Genomic DNA, 20302 nt, shown 5'->3' with positions numbered 1-20302 from the left:
TGCAGAAACTCGTCGTGAAACCATTATTTCCGTATCCGAAATTGCCTGCAAAATCAGAGTGTTGCAAGCAGATTCTCTAAGTCTTTCTGGATATCGGCTCGCTCTCGGTTGGCGTTGAGCACGACAAATCGATCCGGCTCGGCTGCCGCACGGCGCAGGTATTCAGCACGGGTGCGCAAGAAGAACTGCGCGGACTCGGCTTCGAACTTGTCTGGCGTGCGGGCATCGGCCAGGCGTGCGGCGGCAATCTCGGGGGCCAGATCAAACAGGATGGTTTTGGTCGGCTGCAGGCCCTGCTGCACCCAGCGCTCCAGCACCTCTAGCCGGTCGATCGCCAAGCCCCTGCCGCCGCCCTGATAGGCGAACGTGGCATCGGTGAAGCGATCGGAGATAACCCAATTGCCGGCGTCAAGCGCAGGCTGAATCACCTCGGCGATGTGCTCACGTCGACCGGCGAACATCAGCAGCGCCTCAGTTTCAAGGTGCATGCGCTCGTGCAGCAGCACTTCGCGCAGCCGCTCGCCCAGCGGCGTGCCACCCGGCTCTCGGGTGACGATCACCTTTTTGCCCTGCGGAGCGAGCTTCGCCTGCAACTGCTGGGCAAACCACGCGAGGTGCGTGCTCTTGCCCGCGCCGTCGATCCCTTCGAATGTGATGAACTTGCCGGTCATGGTTGGCCGCGCTGATATTTGTTGACGGCCCGGTTGTGGTCCGTCAGGTTGGTCGAAAACTGGCTGCTGCCGTCGCCGCGCGCCACGAAATACAGCGCGTCCGACGGTGCCGGGTTCAGCGCCGCCTGCAGCGATGCCATGCCCGGCAGCGCGATCGGCGTGGGCGGCAGGCCCGTGCGCGTGTAGGTGTTGTACGGGGTGTCGGTCTGCAGGTCTCGCTTGCGCAAGTTGCCGTCAAAGCCGGCGCCAAGGCCGTAGATGACCGTCGGGTCGGTCTGCAGCAGCATGTTCTTTCGCAACCGGTTGACGAATACGGCGGCAATCATCGGCCGCTCCAGCTTCTGGCCGGTCTCCTTCTCGATGATGGAGGCCATGGTCAGCGCCTCGTACGGCGTCTTGTAGGGCAGATCCAGCGAGCGTTTCGCCCAGGCGTCATTCAGGCGCTTCTGCATCGCCTGATAGGCGTGGCGGTACAGCTCCACATCGCTGCTGCCACGCGCAAAAAGATAGGTATCGGGAAAGAACAGGCCTTCCGGGTTGGTTTCGGGCGCACCGATCTTGCGCATCAGGTCCGCATCCGACATGCCGGCCGTGTCGTGCTTGAGCGCGGGTTCCGCGTCAACCACCGCCCGCATCTGCCGCATCGACCAGCCCTCGATGACGGTAACGACGTAGTGCGTAACCTCGCCACGCGCCATCTTGTCGAGAATGGACATGGGCGTCGCGCCAGTCTCCAGCGCATAACCGCCGGCTTTGAGGCTCTTGGCGTTGCCCGTGGCACGCGCCAGCAGCGAAAACAACTGCGGCTGCACGCCGACGCCGGCATTGGCAAGCTGCTTGCCGACCGAGATCACACTCGAGTTCGGTTTGATCACCACTTCCAGCGGCGACGCCGCCAGGCTCACTGGTTGCTGGGCCCACCACACCACACCGCCTGCTGCCGCCAGCACAATCAGGGTCGCCAGCAGGATCAAGCGTTTGAGAAAAGAGAACATTGTGTTGCGAATCTGCGTGTGGAACCGGCCGACACCGGCGATTTCCGCACTCTTGAAATGGATAGACAGGGCACAAGCTGCCCTTCAGACAGCCCAATATAATACCGGTCTATCCAAGGCCGCCCCGCACACCATGAACGATGTCTTCCACGATTTTGTCGATACGCTGAGCTTTCCGCCGCTCGACGTGCAATTTGACGCCGCCACGCGCGGCAGTGTGCTGTGCGCACCGACCGATCTCGCGCGCATCGCCGTTGAAGGTGCCGATGCTGCCGAGTTCCTCCACAACCAGCTTACCAACGCCGTTACGGGCCTCGGCCTGAACCAGGCGCGCCTGGCCGGCTATTGCTCGCCCAAGGGCCGGCTGCTCGCCACGCTGCTGGTGTGGCGTCAGGCCGATACGATCGTGCTGCAGACAGACAAGCTGATCGCGCCCGCGTTGACCAAGCGCCTGTCGATGTTCGTGCTGCGCGCCAAGGCCAAGCTGCGTCCGATGGACGAGTTCATCGCCATCGGCGTCGCCGGGCCCGATGCGGCAGAAGCGCTGCGTGAGGCCGGCGCCGTCTTGCCTGAACCCGATACCGTCAACGCGGTGGCGCAGCAGCCCGCCACGGTTGGCCAGCAGTTCGGCGCGGTCGTCCGCCTGCCGGATGCCGGCGGGCGCCCTCGCTATCAATGGATGGTCCATGCCGAGCACTTCCAGGACGCCTGGAAGACGCTGTCGTCGCGCCTGTCGCTGGTCGGCACCGAGGTGTGGGACTGGCTGAGCCTGCAAGCAGGGGTGCCGCACATCACCCTGCCCACTCAGGAACAGTTCGTCCCGCAGATGGTCAACCTGGAGCTGCTGGGTGGCGTCGATTTCCGCAAAGGTTGTTACCCCGGCCAGGAAATCGTGGCGCGCAGCCAGTATCGCGGCACGCTCAAGCGGCGCATGCAGCGCGCGCACGTGAATGCACCCACGTCCGCTGGTGCCGAGGTCTACAGCGCAACTGATCCGAACCAACCTTGTGGCATGGTGGTCAACGCCGCCATGGCGCCGGATGGCGGCACCGATCTGCTGGTCGAGCTGAAGCTGGACGCGCTCGACACCGTCATCCACCTGGCCACAGCAGACGGGCCGGTTCTGACGTTGCAAAACCTGCCTTACGCCATTCCCGTTTCAGAAAACGCCTGACACCGTACCCCATCATGGCCGACCACCTGTTCGTCTACTTCCGCATCGCCGAGCATGACGCTGCCGCTGCGCTACCGCGCTGGCAGCGTTGGCTCGATACCGTGGAAGAGGCGACCGGCGTGGCCGGCGCGTTGATGCGCCGCCCGGAAACACGCGACGGCCAGGCCACGTGGATGGAGTCCTACGACGACGTCCCGCCCGCCTTTGCCGCCACGCTGGCGGCGCTGTGGGAAACCGGCGGCCCGCGCGAATTCGTCGCGGGTGAACGCCACGCCGAGCTGTTTGTCGATCTGGAAAACAGCTGACGGCGCCCTGCCGCAATCGTCATCGCAAAAATCCGGCAGGCTGCTATGCTTGGCCGAAGCCCGCGCGACACAGATCGTCACATTGGCCATTGGCCGTTCGTTGCGCGGCATGTTCAAAGGAAGTGCTCATGTGTTTGATTCTCACGGCCTGGCACGCCCACCCCGACTACGCGCTGGTGGTGGCCGCCAACCGGGACGAATTCTATGACCGCCCTGCCGCACCGCTGGCGTGGTGGAGCGACGCGCCCAATGTGCTGGCCGGGCGTGACATGGCCCAGGTGGTCGGTCACGCAGGCACGTGGATGGGCATGACGCGCGACGGCCGCTTTGCCGCGCTGACGAATTACCGCGCACCTTCTGAGCGCCGGCCCGATGCGCGCTCGCGCGGAGAACTTGTCTCGAATTTCCTGACGGCGGACGACATGTCGGTGCCCGCCTATCTCGATAGCCTCACAGCCCGCGACCGTGCCTACAACGGCTACAACCTGCTGACCGCCACACGCGACGAACTGTGGTGGACGAGCAACCGCGCCGAAGCGCCGCGCAAGCTCGCGCCTGGCCTGTACGGGCTGTCCAACGCATTGCTTGATACGCCGTGGTTCAAGGTGCGGCATCGCATGGCCGCCTTTGCCGAAGCCCTCGCCGCAGATACGGGCCGGCACGGCAACGCACTGGACGTGGCGCGCTATCTTGATCTCCTGTCGGAAACGCGTGAAGCGCCGGCCGCCTCGTTGCCCGCCACCGGCGTGGCGCCGGAGTGGGAGAAACTGCTGTCTGCCGCCTTCATCCGTTCATCGCGCTATGGCACGCGTGCCAGCACCATCGTGCGCATCCGCCACGACGGCTGCTTCGACGTGACCGAACGCCGCTTCGACGCCCAGGGCCAGATTGGCGAGACGCGCTACCTCGGCGTGCTCGATACCGTCACGCACGCCGATACGTAAGCGCCGCCCCGCTCAGGCCGCCTCCTGCTTGGCGCTCGCGGCCTGATCTCTTTCCATTTCCATTTCGGTGACGGCGGCGCCGCCGGGGCGCAATGCCGAATGTTCGCGCTTGGACTGCACCAGCGGATAGAACATCTGCGCCGTCCAGGGTTCGGCGCCGAACAGCACGTCATCCTGCAAGCCAATCTTTGCGGGATATTTGCGCGTGATATGCGCCGTGCCGAACAGCACATCCCAGAAGAACAGCAGGTTGCCGAAATTGCCCTTGTAGTAGCCGATGCCGTCGGCGTTGGTGAGCGCGTGATGCGCCCAGTGCGTGGCCGGCGTGGAGATCGTCCGCTCGACCACCCACATCAATGGACGCAGCGCACGGATGCGGTACAGCGGTGCATCCCACGGCCAGGCGCAATGCGCGCCAACAATGACGGCCAGCTTGACGACCAGGTACGCCGCATAGACCGGACCAAAACCCAGGTACACCGCCACACCACCAATCCACAACCCCGGCATCATCAGGTAGTAGAAGAAGTTGTTGCGGTACGTAATGCGCACGCTCATGTAGGACGCGCTGTGATGCGCACGGTGCAGCGGCCACAGCAGCGGCGTGTGCGAAGCGCGGTGCCAGAGGTATTGCGTGAGGTCGTCGCCGATGAGCAGCAACCCGGTCATCGCCCACCAGGGCAGATCCGCCCACGCGTTGTGCTGCACCGGAATGAGCCACTTGCACAATGCATTGCTGCCCAGCAGCGCGATCGGCTGGGTGACTGCGACAAGACTGATGAACATCAGCACCTCGAGCCAGGCATCGTTGGCTGTTGCGCGGCCACGCACGTTGGCTTGGTAGCGCCGCGTGGCGAACTCCATGGCGGCAAATCCCAAGATGCAGGCGACGATCAGCGCGTGCTCCATGTGCGAACTCATTGGTGTCTCCTCGATTTTGTTGTGGAGACAAGCCTAGGAGTGCCCCATCAATGCGTCCAATGCATAATGAACATCCGTTTAATGCACAAGACGCAACGCCATGGATTTGCGCCGCCTGAGTCACGTTGTAGCCCTTGCCGACACGCTGCACTTCGCGCGCGCCGCACAAGCAGTGCATCTGAGCCAGCCCGCATTCAGCCGGAGCATCCAGGCGATTGAAGACGATCTGGGCATCCGCCTGTTCGATCGCGAAACCGGTGACGTGCGCCCCACGCCCGCAGGCGAATTCGTCATCGAACGCGCGCGGCGCCTGCTGTTCGAGGCGCGCTGCCTGCAACGCGACGTTGATCTGTATCGCGACAGCCAGCTCGGCGATACAGCCTTCGGCGTCGGGCCGCTGCTGACGGCGACGTTGATGCCGCGCGCGCTGCAGGAACTGCGGCAGCAGCATCCCCGGGTCGCACTGCGCATGGAGGTCGGCAATTGGGTGCAACTGCTGGAGAGCCTGCGCAGCGAGAACATCGAATTCTTCGCCGCAGACGTGCGCGACATGCCGAAAGACGCCGCGCTGGATATCCAATTGATTGGAGGCCAGCCTCCTCACCTCTATGTGCGGGCTGGACACCCGCTTGCGGGGCGTACGCACACGCTGCGTGAAGTCTGGGAATACGGCATTGCCGTGCCGAAACTCCTGAGCCCGTCAAAGGTGGAGCTGGCGATGTTGCTTGGCCTGCCTGCGGGTCAGGAGGCCAGCATCGCGCTGGAGTGCGACAACTACGGCGTACTGAAAACGGTTGCGCTGTCGACGGACACCGTGCTGGGTGCCACGGACGCCGCCGTGCGGGAGGAACTGGAAATCGGCGCCCTGCTGCGGCTGGCGGTGAAGGGTTGGCTATCACCGCCATCCACGACGGGGATTGTGCGGCTGCACGGCAGAACCGCGTCGCCGGCAGCGCAGGCGGCCATCGCAGCCATTGTGCGGGCCGCCCAGGACATCAACGTGTAAGCACGCGGCGCATGGTCCGGTGCGGAATACCGGCCTCTTCAAACTCCTCACCCTCGGCCGTAAACCCCGCGCGCACGTAAAACGGCATGGCGTGGGTTTGCGCGTTCAGGATCAACTCGGGGTAGCCAAGTGACTGCGCCTTGTCGATCAAGGCCTCCAGCACGCGCGCGCCAACACCCGTGCCCCGCGCTTCCTTGCGCACCGCCATCCGGCCGATATGGCCGTCGGGAAGCAAGCGGCCCGTGGCAACGGCGCGCCCAGCCGTGTCGTGTGCCAGCGCGTGCCAGCACTGGTCATCCCACTCGTCCCATTCCAGCTCAACGGGCACGCCTTGTTCGGTGACAAACACGTCGTAGCGGATGGCGCGGGCCTCTTCACGCACGGCGTCCCAGTGGGCGACTTCAACACCGGCAAGCGGTCGGACAGATTCAGGGGCAGTCATGCTCAGTTCTCACACTTCAGGCTTCAGGATTTCGAAATTGAGGATGCGCTCGCGCAACGTGTCGGGAATCGGCGCGGAGGTCTGCGTGGCAGGGTCGGCACACACGTAGATGACTTCGCCGGTGACGAGGTGCTCGTCTGCGCGATACATCTCGATGATAAATCGCATGCTGGAGCGGCCCAGGCGCGCCACACGGCAGCGCAGGTCCAGCTCGTCGTCAAAGCGTGCGGAGGCGTGGTATTCGAGCGTGGATTTGACCACGTAGAAATCCACGCCAAAGGTGTCGACCACATCAACCGGATACCGGACGCCGATGCTGCGCCAGTATTCGGTGATGCAGACATCGGCGTACAGCAGGTAGTGGCCGTTGAAGACGATGCTCTGCGCATCGACTTCGGCCCAGCGTACGCGCAGCGGCGTGCTGTGACGGAAATCCTCGATCGCCATGCGGTCTCCTTTTGTGCGCTCGTTATGGGGACTCGGTCTCGGTGCCGAAGGCGCGGCGTAGCGCGTTGGCGGCATCGCGGTGCGCGTCTTCGACGGCCGGCACGAAGCGCCCGATCTTGAAGAAGTCGTGAATCATGCCTTCGTACAGTTTCAGCTCGACCGGCACCTCCGCCGCGCGCAGCTTGTTGGCGTAGCAGATGCCCGCATCGCGGATTGGATCGAAGCCCGCCACGGCAATCCACGCGGGGCACACGCCGGTGACGTCTGCGCCGTGGCCACCGGCATCCAGCGGGGCGAAACGCCAATCGTCGCGGTCGGCGTCGGTGCGCAGGTATTGCGAGAAAAACCAGTGGATCATCTCCTGCGTCAGCAAGTAGCCCTCGGCAAACTCGCGGTGCGACGGTGTGGATTCGCGCGCGGTGGTGCCCGGATAGATCAGCAGTTGCAGCACCGGCGCGAGGCCGCGGTTGCGTGCCTCGATGGCTGTCACTGCGGCCAGCGTCCCGCCCGCGCTGTCGCCGCCGAATGCGATGCGGGCAGGGTCGGCGCCGATGGTGGCGGCTTCATCGAACACCCATTGCAGCACGTCGAATGCGTCGTTCGCTGCGGTCGGGAATTTCCACTCGGGCCCAAGCCGGTAATCCACCGACAACACCATCGCCCCCGATTTAGCTGCCAGCGACCGGCAGAGCTGGTCGTGCGTCTTGATGCTGCCTACCGTAAAACCGCCGCCGTGGAAATACACCAGCAACGGCAACGGATCGGCCCAACTGGCCTCACGCGCCGCGTATGTGCGAATGGCGATGACATGGCCATCGCGCGCCGTCACCGTCAGGTCGTGCACGGCTTCCAGTGGGATGGCTGGGATGTCGACGATGGGGCTGCTTTTTTCGTAGGCGATCTTGGCGTCGGCTGGGTCAAGGGCATTCAGCGGCGGACGCTTGGCACGCGCCACCAGATCGAGCAACTGGGCGACGTGCGGGTCGAGAGAGGGGTGCTGCATTCGGGGCGGGAACTGAACGATCGTTCTAATTTGGCTATCATCGCAGTATCCATTGAACCACGCCCGCACGACAAGACAGGCGACGCAGACAAACACCCTCCGGAGACAGCATGGCCCTCATCTTTTACCTCACCCACGTTCACCTCGGTTTCGGCACCGTCAATGAGCTGAAAAGCGAATGCGCACGCGTCGGCATCCGCCGGCCGATGATCGTGACGGACAAGGGCGTGGCCGCTGCAGGGCTCGCACAGCGCGCCATTGACGCCACGGGCGGCTTGCCTGTCACCGTGTTCGACGAGACGCCTTCCAACCCGACCGAGGCGATGGTGCTGAAGGCCACCGCGCAGTACAAGGACGCCGGCTGCGACGGGCTGATCGCCATTGGCGGCGGTTCGTCCATCGACCTGGCCAAGGGCATCGCCATTGCGGCCACGCACCCGGAGCCGCTGACCACCTACGCGACCATCGAGGGTGGCAGCACGAAGATCACCGAAGCGGCGGCGCCGCTGATAGCGATTCCCACCACGGCCGGTACCGGCAGCGAGGTGGCGCGCGGCGCGATCATCATCCTGGAAGACGGCCGCAAGCTCGGCTTCCACTCGTGGCACCTGCTGCCCAAGTCGGCCATCTGCGACGCGGAACTGACGCTCGGTCTGCCGCCCGCGCTGACGGCCGCCACCGGCATGGACGCGATTGCGCATTGCATCGAGACCTTCCTGGCGCCGGCGTTCAACCCACCTGCGGACGGCATCGCCCTGGATGGTTTGGAGCGCGCATGGGCCAACATCGAACGCGCCACGCGCGATGGCGCCGACCGCGATGCGCGGCTGAACATGATGAGCGCATCGATGCAGGGCGCGATGGCATTCCAGAAGGGCTTGGGGTGCGTGCATTCGTTGTCGCACCCGCTCGGCGGCGTGAAGGTCGATGGCAAGACGGGGCTGCATCACGGCACGCTGAATGCGGTGGTGTTACCGGCGGTGCTGCGCTTCAACGAGACGGCAGAGACGGCGGTGCGCGACAACCGCTACGCGCGCATGCGCCGCGTGATGAACCTGCCAGCGGGCGCTGACCTCGCCCAGGCCGTGCATGACCTGACGGCGCGCCTGGGCCTGCCGACTGGCCTGCGCCAGATGGGCGTGCCCGAAGATGCGCTGGAACACGTCGTGGAAGGCGCCCTGCTCGACCATTGCCACAAGACCAACCCGCGCATCGCCACGGCGGACGACTACCGCCGCATGCTAGCGGAATCGATGTAACGCAGGCGTTCAGGAAACGAACGACCGGATCAGCGCGGCAATGCGCTCCGGTTGTTCGTGCACGACCCAGTGCGTGCCGTCGGGGATGCGCTCCAGGCGCATATCGGGAATGAATCGCTCCAGCCCATTGAGCAGGCTTTTCGGCAGCGCCATGTCCATCTCGCCCCAGATCACGAGCGTCGGTACCTTCACGACAAACGCCTCGGGCGGCATCTGGTCGATGCGCAGAGGCGCCGTGCCCTCCGTGGGCGGGTGCAGCGGCGAGGCGCGGTAGTAGTTCACGCCACCGGTCAGGCCGTGCGAGCCGCCCTCGCCCGGCTGGCTCCAGGCGGCGTGATAGCGCGCTCGCACCTCGGGCGTGAACCATTCCGCCACTGGCTGCCCCATGCCGCTGAAGAAACCTTCGAGCTTTTCAAAATCGTTGGCGGCCAGCGCGTCTTCCGAACCCGGCTGGCGCAGCCAGTTCATATACGCCGATGAAGCCTGCTGCGCCGGATCGCTCAGCAGCGCATTCGCAAACACCCACGGGTGCGGCGAATTGACGATCACCAGCCGCTCGACCAGCTCCGGATGCTGGATGGCAAGGTTCCAGCAAACCGCGCCACCCCAGTCATGCGCAACCACGATGGCGCGCTCATAACCGAGCGCCGTGATGAACTGCGTCAGATCCTGCACCAGGAACTTCGGGCGATACGCATCCACCGCCGCCGGCTTGCTCGACAGGTTGTAGCCGCGCATGTCGGGCGCCACGGCAAAGTGCGTATCGCCAAACGCAGCGAGTTGCGCTTCCCATTCGTACCAGAACTCCGGAAAGCCATGCACGAACAGCATCAGCGGTGCACCGCGCTTGCCCGCGCTAGCGTAGTGCAGCCGTGTGCCGTTGGGCAGATCGGCGAATTGCGATTCCGTGATGGCGGCAGCTGTTGCAGTATTCATGGCGATCTCGGCGTTATGGCAGTCGTAGAGGTGGAATTACCCGCGCAGCGCATCGACCAGACGCGCACGCACGTCTGGCTTGCCTTCAAACGGATCAGACGGATTGCGCTGCGAGATGATGTCTTCAAAGCGATGCTGCACGGGCGCCAGCGCGTGCGGATGCGAGTAGATGTAAAAGCCCGCGTTGCGGATGGCATCAAAGGTCATCTGGCCGACCTGCTCGGCGGTGACTTTGCCCGAGCTGACCGCCTTTTCCGACATGGCCCGTGAAACCAGCTGCGACTTGGTAGGCGGTGCCGTGTTCGCCAGATCCTGCGGGCGATTGCGGTCAGACTGCGTAATGCCGGTCGGCACAAAATACGGGCACAGCACCGAGCAATGGATCTGCTCGGTCACCAGGCTCAAGTCTTGATACAGCGATTCGGACAGCGCCACCACCGCGTGCTTGGACACGTTATAGATGCCCATGGCCGGCGCATTCAGCAGCCCCGCCATCGACGCCGTATTGACGATATGGCCCTCGTAGGACGGATCTTTCTTGGCGGCTTCCAGCATCAGCGGCGTGAAGATGCGCACACCGTGAATGACGCCGTGCAGGTTCACGCCAAGCACCCAATCCCAGTCGCGCTCGGTGTTTTCCCAGATGAGGCCACCGGCGCCCACGCCGGCGTTGTTGAACAGCAGGTTGACCTTGCCGAACGCCTTGATGGCCGCATCGGCCAGCGCCTGCACGTCTTCCACCTTCGACACGTCGACACGCAGGCCAATCACTTCCACGCCCTGCGCCGAGAACTCGGCCACGGCAGCATCCAGCGCATCCTGTTGGATATCGGCCAGCACCAGCTTCATGCCCAACCCGGCAGCGTTCTTGGCGAACTCCTTGCCGAAACCCGACGCACCGCCCGTGATGACGGCCACACCGCCTGCGAATTGCTTCATACGTGTCTCACTGATGTCGTTGTAATAGGAAAGGCGATCTAGATAGCCGAGCCGTATCAGCCGGCCGCCTCGACCTTGCGCACGGCATAACCCACGCGCGGAAAATGCACGACCACCTGGCCGACGCGCGGGTCTTCGCGCAGCACGCCGACGCTATCGCGCGTGGAGACGACGAGGTCTCCTTCGACGGGATCGACGCCGTAGTCAACCGCGGCCACCGTTACGCGCGTGCCCTTGGGCAAGCCGTGGCTATCGTCGAAGATGGCGTTCGTTTCAGTCAGCGCACGCGGTGTGGCGGCCTTGGCAATGTCCAGTGCCTCGGCGGGCGTCATCGGTTGCGCTTGGGAGTGACCGAATGCCGCAACGCGATGCATCCATGCAACGACTTCCGGGTGCGCATCGAGAATGCCAGCCACCGCCGTCGCGCGGCGGATGAACCACAGGCAGTGATAGACGGAAAAGTCGGCCACGGTCGGCTGCTCGCCAAACAGGAAGATGCGTTCGCCTGTTGCAAACTGCCGCTCCAACTGCGCGAGGAACACCTGCAGCGTTGAGGTCGCTTCCGGCAGCGGCGTGCGCAAGCCGGTGCCGCCCACACGCATCGCCTTGCGGTCTTCCACAAAGGCTTTGACGAAGGCTTCCGGTGCATCACCGAACAGGCTCTGGAAGCCCGCCGGCTGCGTCACGAACGTTGCTGTAGCCCAGAACAGCGTCGTATCGGCCCACTGCGCCATCGAAAACACCGCTGCGGCATGGTCTGCCGGATACAGCGTCGGCGCGGGATGAATCGACTCCAGCACCTGCGCGATCAGCGCGGTATCGCAATAGATGTCCGCGCCGATCTGCAGGAACGGCGTGCGCCGGTAGCCGCCGGTGAGCGGCATCACATCCGGCTTGGGCAGAACCACGGGCACCGTGACGGACTTCCACGGCTGGTCCTTGTAGCCAAGGATCAACCGCACCTTCTCAGAAAACGGCGAGGTGGCGTAGTGATGCAGGATCAAGTCCGTCATGCGTGCTCCAGAAATTTGCGATGCCGATCAATCGAGCAGATCGGGTTGTTCTTTGACGATGCGCGCATACAGCGGCTGGAACTGGAACCACCCCGCCTGTGCCGATCCGACGATCGAGTACGCCTGACGGGCAGCGGCATCGGAAATCGTGCGCGGTGCGTCGCCAGTGCGCGCAGCGGCGGCTTCGGCCAGCAACTGCACCTGGCAGGAGCGCTCCATGGTGATGAACCACCATGCCGCCTCGTCGACCGTCTTGCCGACCGTCAGCAGGCCATGGTTCTGCAGGATGGCGGCCTTGTTGTCGCCCAGCGCTTCTGCAATGCGCTGGCCTTCGTCCAGCTCGACCACCACACCGCCGAAATCGTCGTACAACGCATGGTCGTCATAAAAGGCGCACACGTCTTGCGTGAGCGGATCGAGCTTGCGGCCGAGTGTCGACCACGCGCGGCCGTACGTGCTGTGCGAGTGCGCCGCGGCCACCGCATCGGGCCGTGCCTGATGCACGCGCGAGTGGATCGCAAACGCGGCGGCGTTGACGGGGTAATCGCCTTCGACCACGTTGCCGTGGTGATCGCAGCGGATCAGGTTCGACACCGTCACCTGGCTGAAATGCACGCCGAACGGGTTCACCCAGAAGCTGTCCTGATGCTCCGGATCGCGCGCCGTGATGTGCCCGGCCACGCCTTCGTCGAAACCGAATTTGGAGAACAGCCGGAACGCCGCAGCCAGACGTTGCTTGCGGTGCAGGCGCTCTTCTTCAACGGTGGCGATTTGCGGCGGACGCGGCAGGTTGCGATAGCGGGCAGCGGCCTCGGGGCTGAGGTTGGCCGTCATGCTGTCGGGCCGCTTGGCGTGGGCGGTTTCGGGTGCGTTCATGGTGTCTCCTTCACGCGTTCGTTGTGGGTGGGGCCATTCTGTGGCGGCCCTCGCCCGGCGGACTGTCAAGCGATTGACAGTCCGCGTGCGGCTTAACTCAAACCAGCTTGACGAGCTGCTTGCCGAAGTTCTTGCCTTTGAGCAGGCCCATGAACGCTTCCGGTGCGCTCGCCAAGCCCTGTGCCACGCTCTCGCGGAACTTCAGCTTGCCTTGCGCCACGAAACCGCCCAGCTCGCGCAGGGCTTCCGGCCACACGTCCATGTGTTCGGAGACGATGAAGCCCTCAATGGTCAGACGCGACACCAGGATCAGTTGCGGATTCTGCAGCGGCAGCGGCTGACCATCGTAGCCGGCGATCATGCCGCACATGGCGATGCGGCCGAACGCGTTCATGCGCGAGAGCACTGCATCCAGGATCGCGCCACCGACGTTCTCGAAGTACGAATCGATGCCGTTGGGCGTCGCTTCCTTGAGCATCTTGTACAGCTCTTTCGGGTCCTTGGCGGCCTTGTAGTCGATGCAGGCGTCAAAGCCCAACTCGTTGACCACGTAGTCGCACTTGTCCTTGCCGCCGGCAAAACCCACCACGCGGCAGCCCTTGAGCTTGGCGAGCTGGCCGACCACGCTGCCGACGGCGCCCGAAGCGGCGCTCACCGCCACGGTCTGGCCCGGCTTGGGCAGCATGATCTTGTTCAGGCCATACCACGCCGTCACACCGGGCATGCCCACCGAACCCAGGTATGCCGACAGCGGAATGTGGCGCGTATCGACCTTCTGGATGCCGCGGCCGTCCGACACACCAACCTCTTGCCAGCCGAACATACCGACGACGTTGTCGCCCACGGCAAACGACGGGTTCTTGGACGCTTCCACCACGCCCACGGTGCCGCCGATCATCACTTCATCCAGCGGCTGCGGCTGTGCATAGGATTTGCTGTCGTTCATGCGGCCGCGCATGTACGGATCGAGCGACAGGAAATGGTTGCGCACCAGCACCTGGCCGTCCTGCAGTTCCGGAATCTCCACCGTTTCCAGGCGGAAGTTGTCGGGCGTTACGGCCCCTTGCGGGCGCGAAGCCAGAACGATGCGCTGATAGGTCTTCGACATGAAAAAACGCTCCTGAATATCGGATATCGGTGTTGGGTCGGGTTGTTACTTGTGTTGCATGAAGTACTCGGCCAGCGCCGCATACGCGCGGTGCGTGACCGGATCATTGGCAGCATTGGCAGCGATCGGGTGCGAGGCATAGCGCACGATCGTCATCTGGGCCACCGGATCAATATAGATGCGCTGGCCATGGATGCCGCGCGCTTCGAACGTTTGGTGGTCGTTGCTCGAAACCCACCACATGTTGCGATACGAATAGCCGGGCAGCGTCGTGTAGCCTGCCTTGGCAAACTTGGCGGGGTCGCCACCGCGGCGGATGTCTTCAATCACGCTCTTGGGCAGGATCTGCTTGCCGTTGAAGCGGCCGTCGTTGCGGATCATCTCGCCAAAGCGCGCCAGATCGCGCAGCGTGGTGTTCAGGCCGCCGCCGCCCGATTCCGTACCGATGCTGTCGACCGAGAAGTACGCATCGTCCTGTGCGCCCATCGGTTGCCAGATGCGCTCGGACAGCAGCGCTGCTAGCGATTTGTTGGACGCACGGCGCACGATCCACGCCAGCGTTTCAGCGTTGACGGTCTTGTACGAGAACTCCGCGTCGTGCTCGCCTTCCTTGCGCAGCGTCGTCAGATAGTCGTAGAAGTTGTCCGGGCCCTTGTAGCCGGCCGGACGTGGGAGCATGCCGCCGGCGCGGGCATAGGCCCAGACATCGGCGTTCGGATCGGCATAGTTTTCTGAGTAGTGCACGCCCACGGTCATGTCCATGACCTGGCGCACGGTGGCGTCGCCGTAGGCGGTGTCCTTCAGCTCCGGCACGTACTGCGTCACCGGCGCGGCCGGATCAAGCTTGCCGTCGGCCACCAGCATGGCGGCCAGCGTGCCGACAAACGATTTCGTGACCGACATGGCGATGTGCTGCGTATGCGCATCGAGCGCGCCAAAGTAGCGCTCGTAGATCACCTTGCCCTTGTGCATGACGAGGATGCCGTCGGTGTAAGTCAGCTTGAGAGCTTCGGCAAACGTACGGCGCGTGCCGTTCGGATCGGTGAACAGCACGCCGCTGATATCGCGCTCGGCGCGCGGCAGCTTGCTGACGGGGCCATCGCCCCGCCACACCGCGCGCGTCGGCGCAAACTCGCGCACGTGGCTATAGCCGTAGCGCGTGCGCGGGAACATGTTGCCCGCCAGGTCAAAGCGGATGATGCGATCGGGCGGTGGCGGGAAGCCCTGCATCCAGCCCATCTTGTTCGGGTCGGATTCGTCCGCCGTGAGAGGCTTCTGTATCGGCGGCGCCGGTGCGGGGGGTGCCTGCACCGTGGTTTTCGTGTCAGCGGCTGTTGCGGCAGCAGGCGCGGAACTCGAGGCGCATCCTTCCAGGGTCATGGTCAGTCCGGTGCAGCAAAGCAGAGTGATGGCAAGGGCAGACGCCGTGCGCCGCGCAGGTTGTTGCATGCTTGTCTCCGTGGTTGCTCTTCTTGTGTGCCGGACGCTGTCCGGTGTGCAACTGGGTACTGCAACTGCGGTGTCGCCGGGTCAGCCGTCGGCGCCCGGCTCGGGCGTGCGCGGCGGCGGCATGCGCTTGACGAACTTGAACGTGCCCGAGCTGCGTGCGACCAGCTTGTCATCCGCATCGCGCACCTCGCCTTCGCAGAAGGCCATGGTGGTGGACTGATGCACGCAACGGGCGCTCGCCTTGAGCGTGCCGCGCCCGGGCTGCATGAACGCCGTTTTCATCTCGATGGTCACCACGCCGCGGCCATGCACGTCGGCCGAACGCCCAGCCATGGCCATGGCGACGTCGAGCATCGTCATGGTCACGCCGCCGTGGGCCATTTCCCAGCTGTTCATGTGCTGGGCTTCGAGTGCGAGTTCGACCACACCCTCGCCGTCGGCCACCTTCAGGCAGCGCATGCCGAGGAGCTTCAGGAAAGGAATGTCGATCGGAAAACCGTTGTTGTCTGCGTTCATGCTGCGTCAGAAAGAGTGAGAAGCAGCCGAAATTAGACCACGCTCACGCCGCCGTCGACAGCGAGGATCTGGCCAGTGATGTGCTTGGACGCATCCGACGCAAACAGCGCAGCCACGCCCTTGAGGTCTTCATCGTCGCCAATGCGATGCAGGGGGGATTTTTCGGTCAGCTTATCCACGCCCAGCTTTTCCAGCGAGCCGCGCGTCATCTTCGATGGGAAGAAGCCCGGCGCAATCGCGTTGACGGTGATGTTGTGCTCGCCCCACTCGCCGGCAAGCGCGCGCGTGAAGTTGACCACCGCGCCCTTGCTGGTGTTATAGGCAATCGTGTCCAGCGAGCCCGGCGGATTGCCCTTCAGGCCCGCAATCGACGCCACGTTGACGATCTTTCCGTACTTGCGCGGGATCATCGAGCGCTTGCCGATCTGCTGCGTGAGCAGGAACAGGCCGCGGATGTTCAGGTTCATCACCTTGTCCCAGGCTTCGACCGGGTGATCTTCCGCCGGCGAGCCCCACGTTGCGCCCGCGTTGTTGACGAGGATGTCGACATGGCCGAGCTTGGCCAGCGCCTCGTCGGCCAAGCGCTGGATGTCGGCTTCGATAGCGCCGTCGGCGGCAATCCAGTCCGCTTCGATGCCGAGCGACTTCAGATGCGCCTGCGCTTCCTTCAGTTCATCAGCCTTGCGGGCAGATAGAACAATGCGCGCGCCCTGCTCGCCCAGTGCTTCTGCAATCTGCAGGCCAAGCCCGCGTGAGCCGCCCGTGATGAGCGCCGTCTTACCGGAAAGATCAAACAGATGCTTGAGCGTACCCATGGTGTCTCCTGTGTCTCGTTGTCGTTGTGAGATTGCCGTCAGAACCAGGCGTCCTGCATGTCCAGCGTGGTCGTGTCGAGCGAGCCCAGCAGCACGATCTGAGGGTCGATCTTCGGCAGTTCCCACTGGAAGAAGTAGCGTGCGGCCTGCAGCTTGCCGCGGTAGAAATCGGCGTCTTCGCCCTGCGCGTTCGGCAGCGCCTTTGCGGCAGACAGGGCCTGTTCCAGCCAGATCCACGCGACAACAACATGGCCGAACGCTTCCAGATAGACGGAGGCATTCGCCAGCGTCACGCGCGGGTCGCCAGCGGCCCACAGCGTTTGCGTGACCTTGGCCAATTTCTGCGTGGCCATGCCGAGCGCACGGCCGTAACCGACCAGCGTTTCATCGTCGGTTTCCAACGCGCGGCCGACGGTGGCCTGCACGCGCTCACCCAGCGCGGCGAAGGCGGCGCCGTCCTGCATGACGACCTTGCGACCCAGCAGGTCCAGGCCCTGGATGCCGTGCGTGCCCTCGTGAATCGGGTTCAGGCGGTTGTCTCGGTAAAACTGTTCGACGTTGTATTCGCGCGTGTAGCCGTAACCGCCGTGCACCTGGATCGCCAGGCTGTTGGCCTCCAGGCACCACTGCGACGGCCAGCTCTTGGCAATCGGCGTGAGGATGTCGAGCAGCAGGCCGAGCTTGGCGCGTTTGGCCGCGTCGGTTTCTCCGCGCTCTTCATCGACGAGCTTGGCGCAATACAGGTTCAGACCGAGGGCGCCTTCCACGTAGGCCTTTTGTGCGAGCAGCATGCGACGCACGTCGGCGTGATCGACGATGCGGATTTGCGCAGACGCTGGATCCTTGCCCGACGGCCCGACGGGACGGCCCTGCGGGCGATTGCGGGCGTAGTCCACCGCATGCAGGTAACCCGTGTAGCCAAGCATCGTTGCGCCCATGCCAACGCCGATGCGCGCCTCGTTCATCATGTGGAACATGCACGCGAGGCCCTTGTGCGGCTCGCCGACGAGGTAACCGATGGCACCGGCGCGCGGCTGCCCGTCTGCACCCTTCGGGCGGAACTGCGTACCCTCGCCAAAGTTCAGCAGGCAGTTGGTCGTGCCGCGATAGCCCATCTTGTGGTTCAGGCCGGCCAGCACCACGTCATTGCGCTCGCCGAGCGAGCCATCGGCATTGACGAGAAACTTTGGAACGATGAAGAGCGAAATGCCCTTCACACCGGGAATCAGCTTGCCGTCCGGGCCGGGAATCTTCGCCAGCACAAGGTGGACGATGTTTTCGGACAGCTCGTGTTCACCGGCGGAAATCCACATCTTGTTGCCGGTCAGGCGATATTGCGCGCCAAGCGGCGACTCGCCTTCGTATTCGGCCCGTGTGACGACGTCCGACAGCGAGGAGCCCGCCTGCGGCTCCGACAGGCACATCGTGCCGTAGAAGCGGCCTTCCATCTCGGGCTGCACGAACGTCTCGATTTGCGCGGGCGTGCCGTGCGCGAGCAGCAGATTCGCGTTGCCGATGGTGAGGAACGGGTATGAGCTGGTGCCGACGTTGGCGGCCTTGAAGAAGCCGAAGCCGGCTTTCTCGACCACGGTGGGCAGTTGCATGCCGCCGCGTTCAAAGTCTTGCCCAGCAGCCATGAGGCCGGCTTTGTTGAAGGCGTCCAGCGCGACCTTCACTTCGGGGATGATGTGAACCTTGTTGCCGTCGAAGTGCGGTTCTTCCTGGTCGTTTTTCTTGTTGTGCGGGGCGAACAGGTCCGTTGCGATGCGCTCGCAGGTATCGAGTGCGGCGTCGAAGGTTTCGCGGGAGTGGTCTGCGTAACGTGGAATGCGAGTGAGCGATTCGACGTTGAGCCATTCGTAAAGCAGGAAGCTGAGGTCGCGGCGGGATAGCAGTTTCGAGGACATGATGTTGGTGGTGCATCCTGTGTTTCGTGCCCTGCCTGGGCGAGGGCCTTGGGTCAACCCCTTGTTTCGTGCCCTGCCGGGCCCGACTCACTTTCTTTGTCTTGCCAAAGAAAGTAAGCAAAGAAAGGCGCGCCCGAGATGGCGAAAGATTCCTTGAATTTCCGTAACCGTGCGGAGACGGGAAAAACTCGCTTCGCTCAGACAGTTTCCCGTCTTATTTCCGCCCGCTTACGAAAATTCAAGGCGCCATCTAGGGCAGGAACGGCACAAACCGTGTGCGTGCAGGGGCTGACACTGAAATCAGCGCTGCCAGAAACAAAACAGGCTCCCGTTTTTACTCGGGAGCCTGGCCTCTTTAGAGCACCTCGAACAGGCCGGCTGCGCCTTGGCCGCCGCCGATGCACATGGTCACGACCACGTACTTGACGCCGCGACGCTTGCCTTCGATCAGCGCGTGGCCGACCAGGCGTGCACCCGACACGCCGTACGGGTGGCCCACGGCGATGGCACCGCCGTTGACGTTCAGGCGGTCCATGGGGATGCCCAGCTTGTCTGCGCAGTACAGCACCTGCACGGCAAACGCTTCGTTCAATTCCCACAGGCCGATGTCGTCCACCTTCAGGCCGGCCTTCTTGAGCAGCTTGGGCACGGCAAACACCGGGCCGATACCCATTTCATCCGGCTCGCAACCGGCTACGGCAAAGCCACGGAATACGCCCAGCGGCTGAAGGCCCTTGGCGGCTGCCACCTTGCCATTCATCACCACGGCAGCCGATGCGCCGTCTGAGAACTGGCTGGCATTGCCTGCCGTGATGACGCCGCCCGGCACTGCGGAGCGAATCTTTGCCACGCCTTCAAGCGTCGTGTCGGGGCGAATCCCTTCGTCGGCGGAGATGGTGACTTCGCGGGTCATGAGCTGGCCGGTCTTGGCATCGGCCACGCCCATCACCGTCGTCATCGGGACGATTTCGTCGTTGAACTTGCCGGCAGCAGCAGCGGCGGCGGCGCGCTGCTGGCTTTGCACGCCGTACTCGTCCATGCGCTCCTTGGCGATGTTGTAGCGCTTGGCGACGTTCTCGGCGGTCTGGAGCATGTTCCAGTAGATTTCCGGCTTGTGCTTGTTGAGCCAGCCTTCGGTCATCATGTGGCGGTTCATTTCCTGCTGCACGCACGAGATGGATTCCACGCCGCCGGCCACGAAGATGTCGCCTTCATCGGCAATCACGCGCTGCGCGGCCATGGCGATGGTCTGCAGGCCCGACGAGCAGAAGCGGTTGACGGTTGCGCCCGGCACGGTCACGGGGCAGCCGGCACGCAGGGCGATCTGGCGGGCGATGTTGGCGCCCGTTGCGCCTTCCGGGTTCGCACAGCCCATCAGGATGTCTTCCACTTCGCCCGGCTCGATCTTGGCGCGCTCGATGGCGTGCTGAACCGCATGGCCGCCCAGCGTGGCGCCGTGCGTCATGTTGAAGGCGCCCTTCCAGCTCTTGGCCAGGCCGGTACGTGCGGTGGAAACGATGACTGCTTCGGTCATGGTGTTGCTCCTCGTATCTGGTAGCGGGCGCGGCTTCGGCAG

General features: G+C 63.9%; 21 protein-coding genes. 5 read left to right on the top strand and 16 right to left on the bottom strand.

Going from position 1 to position 20302, the window contains the following annotated elements; genetic code table 11:
- Nucleotides 1–53 precede the first annotated feature (53 nt).
- Nucleotides 54–671 carry a dTMP kinase gene (gene tmk / locus ACTJK4_RS16825; RefSeq protein WP_440818443.1) on the bottom strand — a complete coding sequence of 206 codons (618 nt, stop codon included), beginning with the start codon at nt 669–671 and terminating at the stop codon, nt 54–56.
- The gene (mltG, locus tag ACTJK4_RS16820; RefSeq protein WP_260802459.1) at nt 668–1666 is read right to left on the bottom strand and encodes an endolytic transglycosylase MltG; all 999 of its coding nucleotides are present in this window, start codon (nt 1664–1666) and stop codon (nt 668–670) included. Before mltG ends, tmk begins: the two co-directional genes overlap by 4 nt.
- Nucleotides 1667–1799: 133 nt before the next feature.
- On the opposite strand from mltG, the gene ygfZ reads away from it, so the two are divergent.
- The 3 genes from ygfZ to ACTJK4_RS16805 all read left to right on the top strand — a co-directional run bounded on the left by ygfZ (nt 1800) and on the right by ACTJK4_RS16805 (nt 4089).
- A complete protein-coding gene (ygfZ, locus tag ACTJK4_RS16815) occupies nt 1800–2840 on the top strand; it encodes a CAF17-like 4Fe-4S cluster assembly/insertion protein YgfZ (protein ID WP_260802458.1) in 1041 nt (346 codons plus the stop codon).
- 14 nt (nt 2841–2854) lie between these two features.
- On the top strand, nt 2855–3145 hold the full coding sequence (locus tag ACTJK4_RS16810; protein WP_260802457.1) for a DUF4936 family protein: 291 nt from the start codon (nt 2855–2857) through the stop codon (nt 3143–3145).
- A gap of 128 nt (nt 3146–3273) precedes the next feature.
- Complete coding sequence (locus ACTJK4_RS16805) at nt 3274–4089, top strand: NRDE family protein (protein WP_440818442.1); 816 nt, start codon at nt 3274–3276, stop codon at nt 4087–4089.
- 12 nt (nt 4090–4101) lie between these two features.
- Here ACTJK4_RS16805 and ACTJK4_RS16800 read toward each other — a convergent pair whose 3' ends face one another.
- A complete protein-coding gene (locus ACTJK4_RS16800) occupies nt 4102–5010 on the bottom strand; it encodes a sterol desaturase family protein (protein WP_440818441.1) in 909 nt (302 codons plus the stop codon).
- A gap of 100 nt (nt 5011–5110) precedes the next feature.
- Here ACTJK4_RS16800 and ACTJK4_RS16795 point away from each other — a divergent pair, with 100 nt between their 5' ends.
- Nucleotides 5111–6016: a LysR substrate-binding domain-containing protein gene (locus tag ACTJK4_RS16795; protein WP_440818440.1), complete on the top strand. Its 906-nt coding sequence runs from the start codon at nt 5111–5113 to the stop codon at nt 6014–6016.
- Here the strand turns inward: ACTJK4_RS16795 and ACTJK4_RS16790 are convergent.
- The 3 genes from ACTJK4_RS16790 to ACTJK4_RS16780 are packed head-to-tail and all read right to left on the bottom strand — an operon-like array spanning nt 6006 to nt 7908.
- A complete protein-coding gene (locus ACTJK4_RS16790) occupies nt 6006–6458 on the bottom strand; it encodes a GNAT family N-acetyltransferase (protein ID WP_260800829.1) in 453 nt (150 codons plus the stop codon). The genes ACTJK4_RS16795 and ACTJK4_RS16790 overlap by 11 nt on opposite strands.
- Before the next feature lie 9 nt (nt 6459–6467).
- On the bottom strand, nt 6468–6905 hold the full coding sequence (locus ACTJK4_RS16785; protein WP_440818439.1) for an acyl-CoA thioesterase: 438 nt from the start codon (nt 6903–6905) through the stop codon (nt 6468–6470).
- 22 nt (nt 6906–6927) lie between these two features.
- Entirely contained in the window at nt 6928–7908 is a 981-nt protein-coding gene (locus ACTJK4_RS16780; protein WP_440818438.1) for an alpha/beta hydrolase, read from the bottom strand.
- 110 nt (nt 7909–8018) lie between these two features.
- Here ACTJK4_RS16780 and ACTJK4_RS16775 point away from each other — a divergent pair, with 110 nt between their 5' ends.
- Nucleotides 8019–9167 (top strand): iron-containing alcohol dehydrogenase, encoded by a 1149-nt coding sequence (locus tag ACTJK4_RS16775; RefSeq protein ID WP_440818437.1) that lies wholly within the window; start codon nt 8019–8021, stop codon nt 9165–9167.
- Between the two features lie 9 nt (nt 9168–9176).
- Here ACTJK4_RS16775 and ACTJK4_RS16770 read toward each other — a convergent pair whose 3' ends face one another.
- From ACTJK4_RS16770 to ACTJK4_RS16725, 10 genes are all read right to left on the bottom strand, one after another.
- Nucleotides 9177–10103, bottom strand: coding sequence for an alpha/beta fold hydrolase (locus ACTJK4_RS16770; RefSeq protein ID WP_440818436.1), 927 nt, complete (start codon nt 10101–10103; stop codon nt 9177–9179).
- 36 nt (nt 10104–10139) lie between these two features.
- Nucleotides 10140–11042: an SDR family oxidoreductase gene (locus ACTJK4_RS16765; protein ID WP_045206327.1), complete on the bottom strand. Its 903-nt coding sequence runs from the start codon at nt 11040–11042 to the stop codon at nt 10140–10142.
- Between the two features lie 56 nt (nt 11043–11098).
- Complete coding sequence (locus ACTJK4_RS16760) at nt 11099–12055, bottom strand: glutathione S-transferase family protein (RefSeq protein WP_414560652.1); 957 nt, start codon at nt 12053–12055, stop codon at nt 11099–11101.
- 27 nt (nt 12056–12082) lie between these two features.
- Nucleotides 12083–12931 (bottom strand): class II aldolase/adducin family protein, encoded by an 849-nt coding sequence (locus tag ACTJK4_RS16755; RefSeq protein ID WP_440818435.1) that lies wholly within the window; start codon nt 12929–12931, stop codon nt 12083–12085.
- Nucleotides 12932–13028: 97 nt separating this feature from the next.
- Nucleotides 13029–14039, bottom strand: a complete 1011-nt coding sequence (locus ACTJK4_RS16750; RefSeq protein ID WP_440818434.1) for an NADP-dependent oxidoreductase — start codon at nt 14037–14039, stop codon at nt 13029–13031.
- A 45-nt stretch (nt 14040–14084) separates the two neighbouring features.
- Nucleotides 14085–15488, bottom strand: coding sequence for a serine hydrolase domain-containing protein (locus tag ACTJK4_RS16745; protein ID WP_440818433.1), 1404 nt, complete (start codon nt 15486–15488; stop codon nt 14085–14087).
- An 81-nt stretch (nt 15489–15569) separates the two neighbouring features.
- Nucleotides 15570–16004 (bottom strand): PaaI family thioesterase, encoded by a 435-nt coding sequence (locus ACTJK4_RS16740; protein ID WP_027681422.1) that lies wholly within the window; start codon nt 16002–16004, stop codon nt 15570–15572.
- Between the two features lie 32 nt (nt 16005–16036).
- Nucleotides 16037–16819: an SDR family oxidoreductase gene (locus ACTJK4_RS16735; RefSeq protein ID WP_092970315.1), complete on the bottom strand. Its 783-nt coding sequence runs from the start codon at nt 16817–16819 to the stop codon at nt 16037–16039.
- A 38-nt stretch (nt 16820–16857) separates the two neighbouring features.
- Complete coding sequence (locus ACTJK4_RS16730) at nt 16858–18726, bottom strand: acyl-CoA dehydrogenase (protein WP_440818432.1); 1869 nt, start codon at nt 18724–18726, stop codon at nt 16858–16860.
- Nucleotides 18727–19081: 355 nt separating this feature from the next.
- A complete protein-coding gene (locus tag ACTJK4_RS16725) occupies nt 19082–20260 on the bottom strand; it encodes an acetyl-CoA C-acyltransferase (RefSeq protein WP_232042849.1) in 1179 nt (392 codons plus the stop codon).
- Between the last annotated feature and the right edge of the window lie 42 nt (nt 20261–20302).

This window comes from Ralstonia sp. 22111 (genome assembly GCF_052045895.1).
Taxonomy (GTDB): domain Bacteria; phylum Pseudomonadota; class Gammaproteobacteria; order Burkholderiales; family Burkholderiaceae; genus Ralstonia; species Ralstonia wenshanensis.
This window is presented reverse-complemented; position numbering and strand designations above follow the sequence as displayed.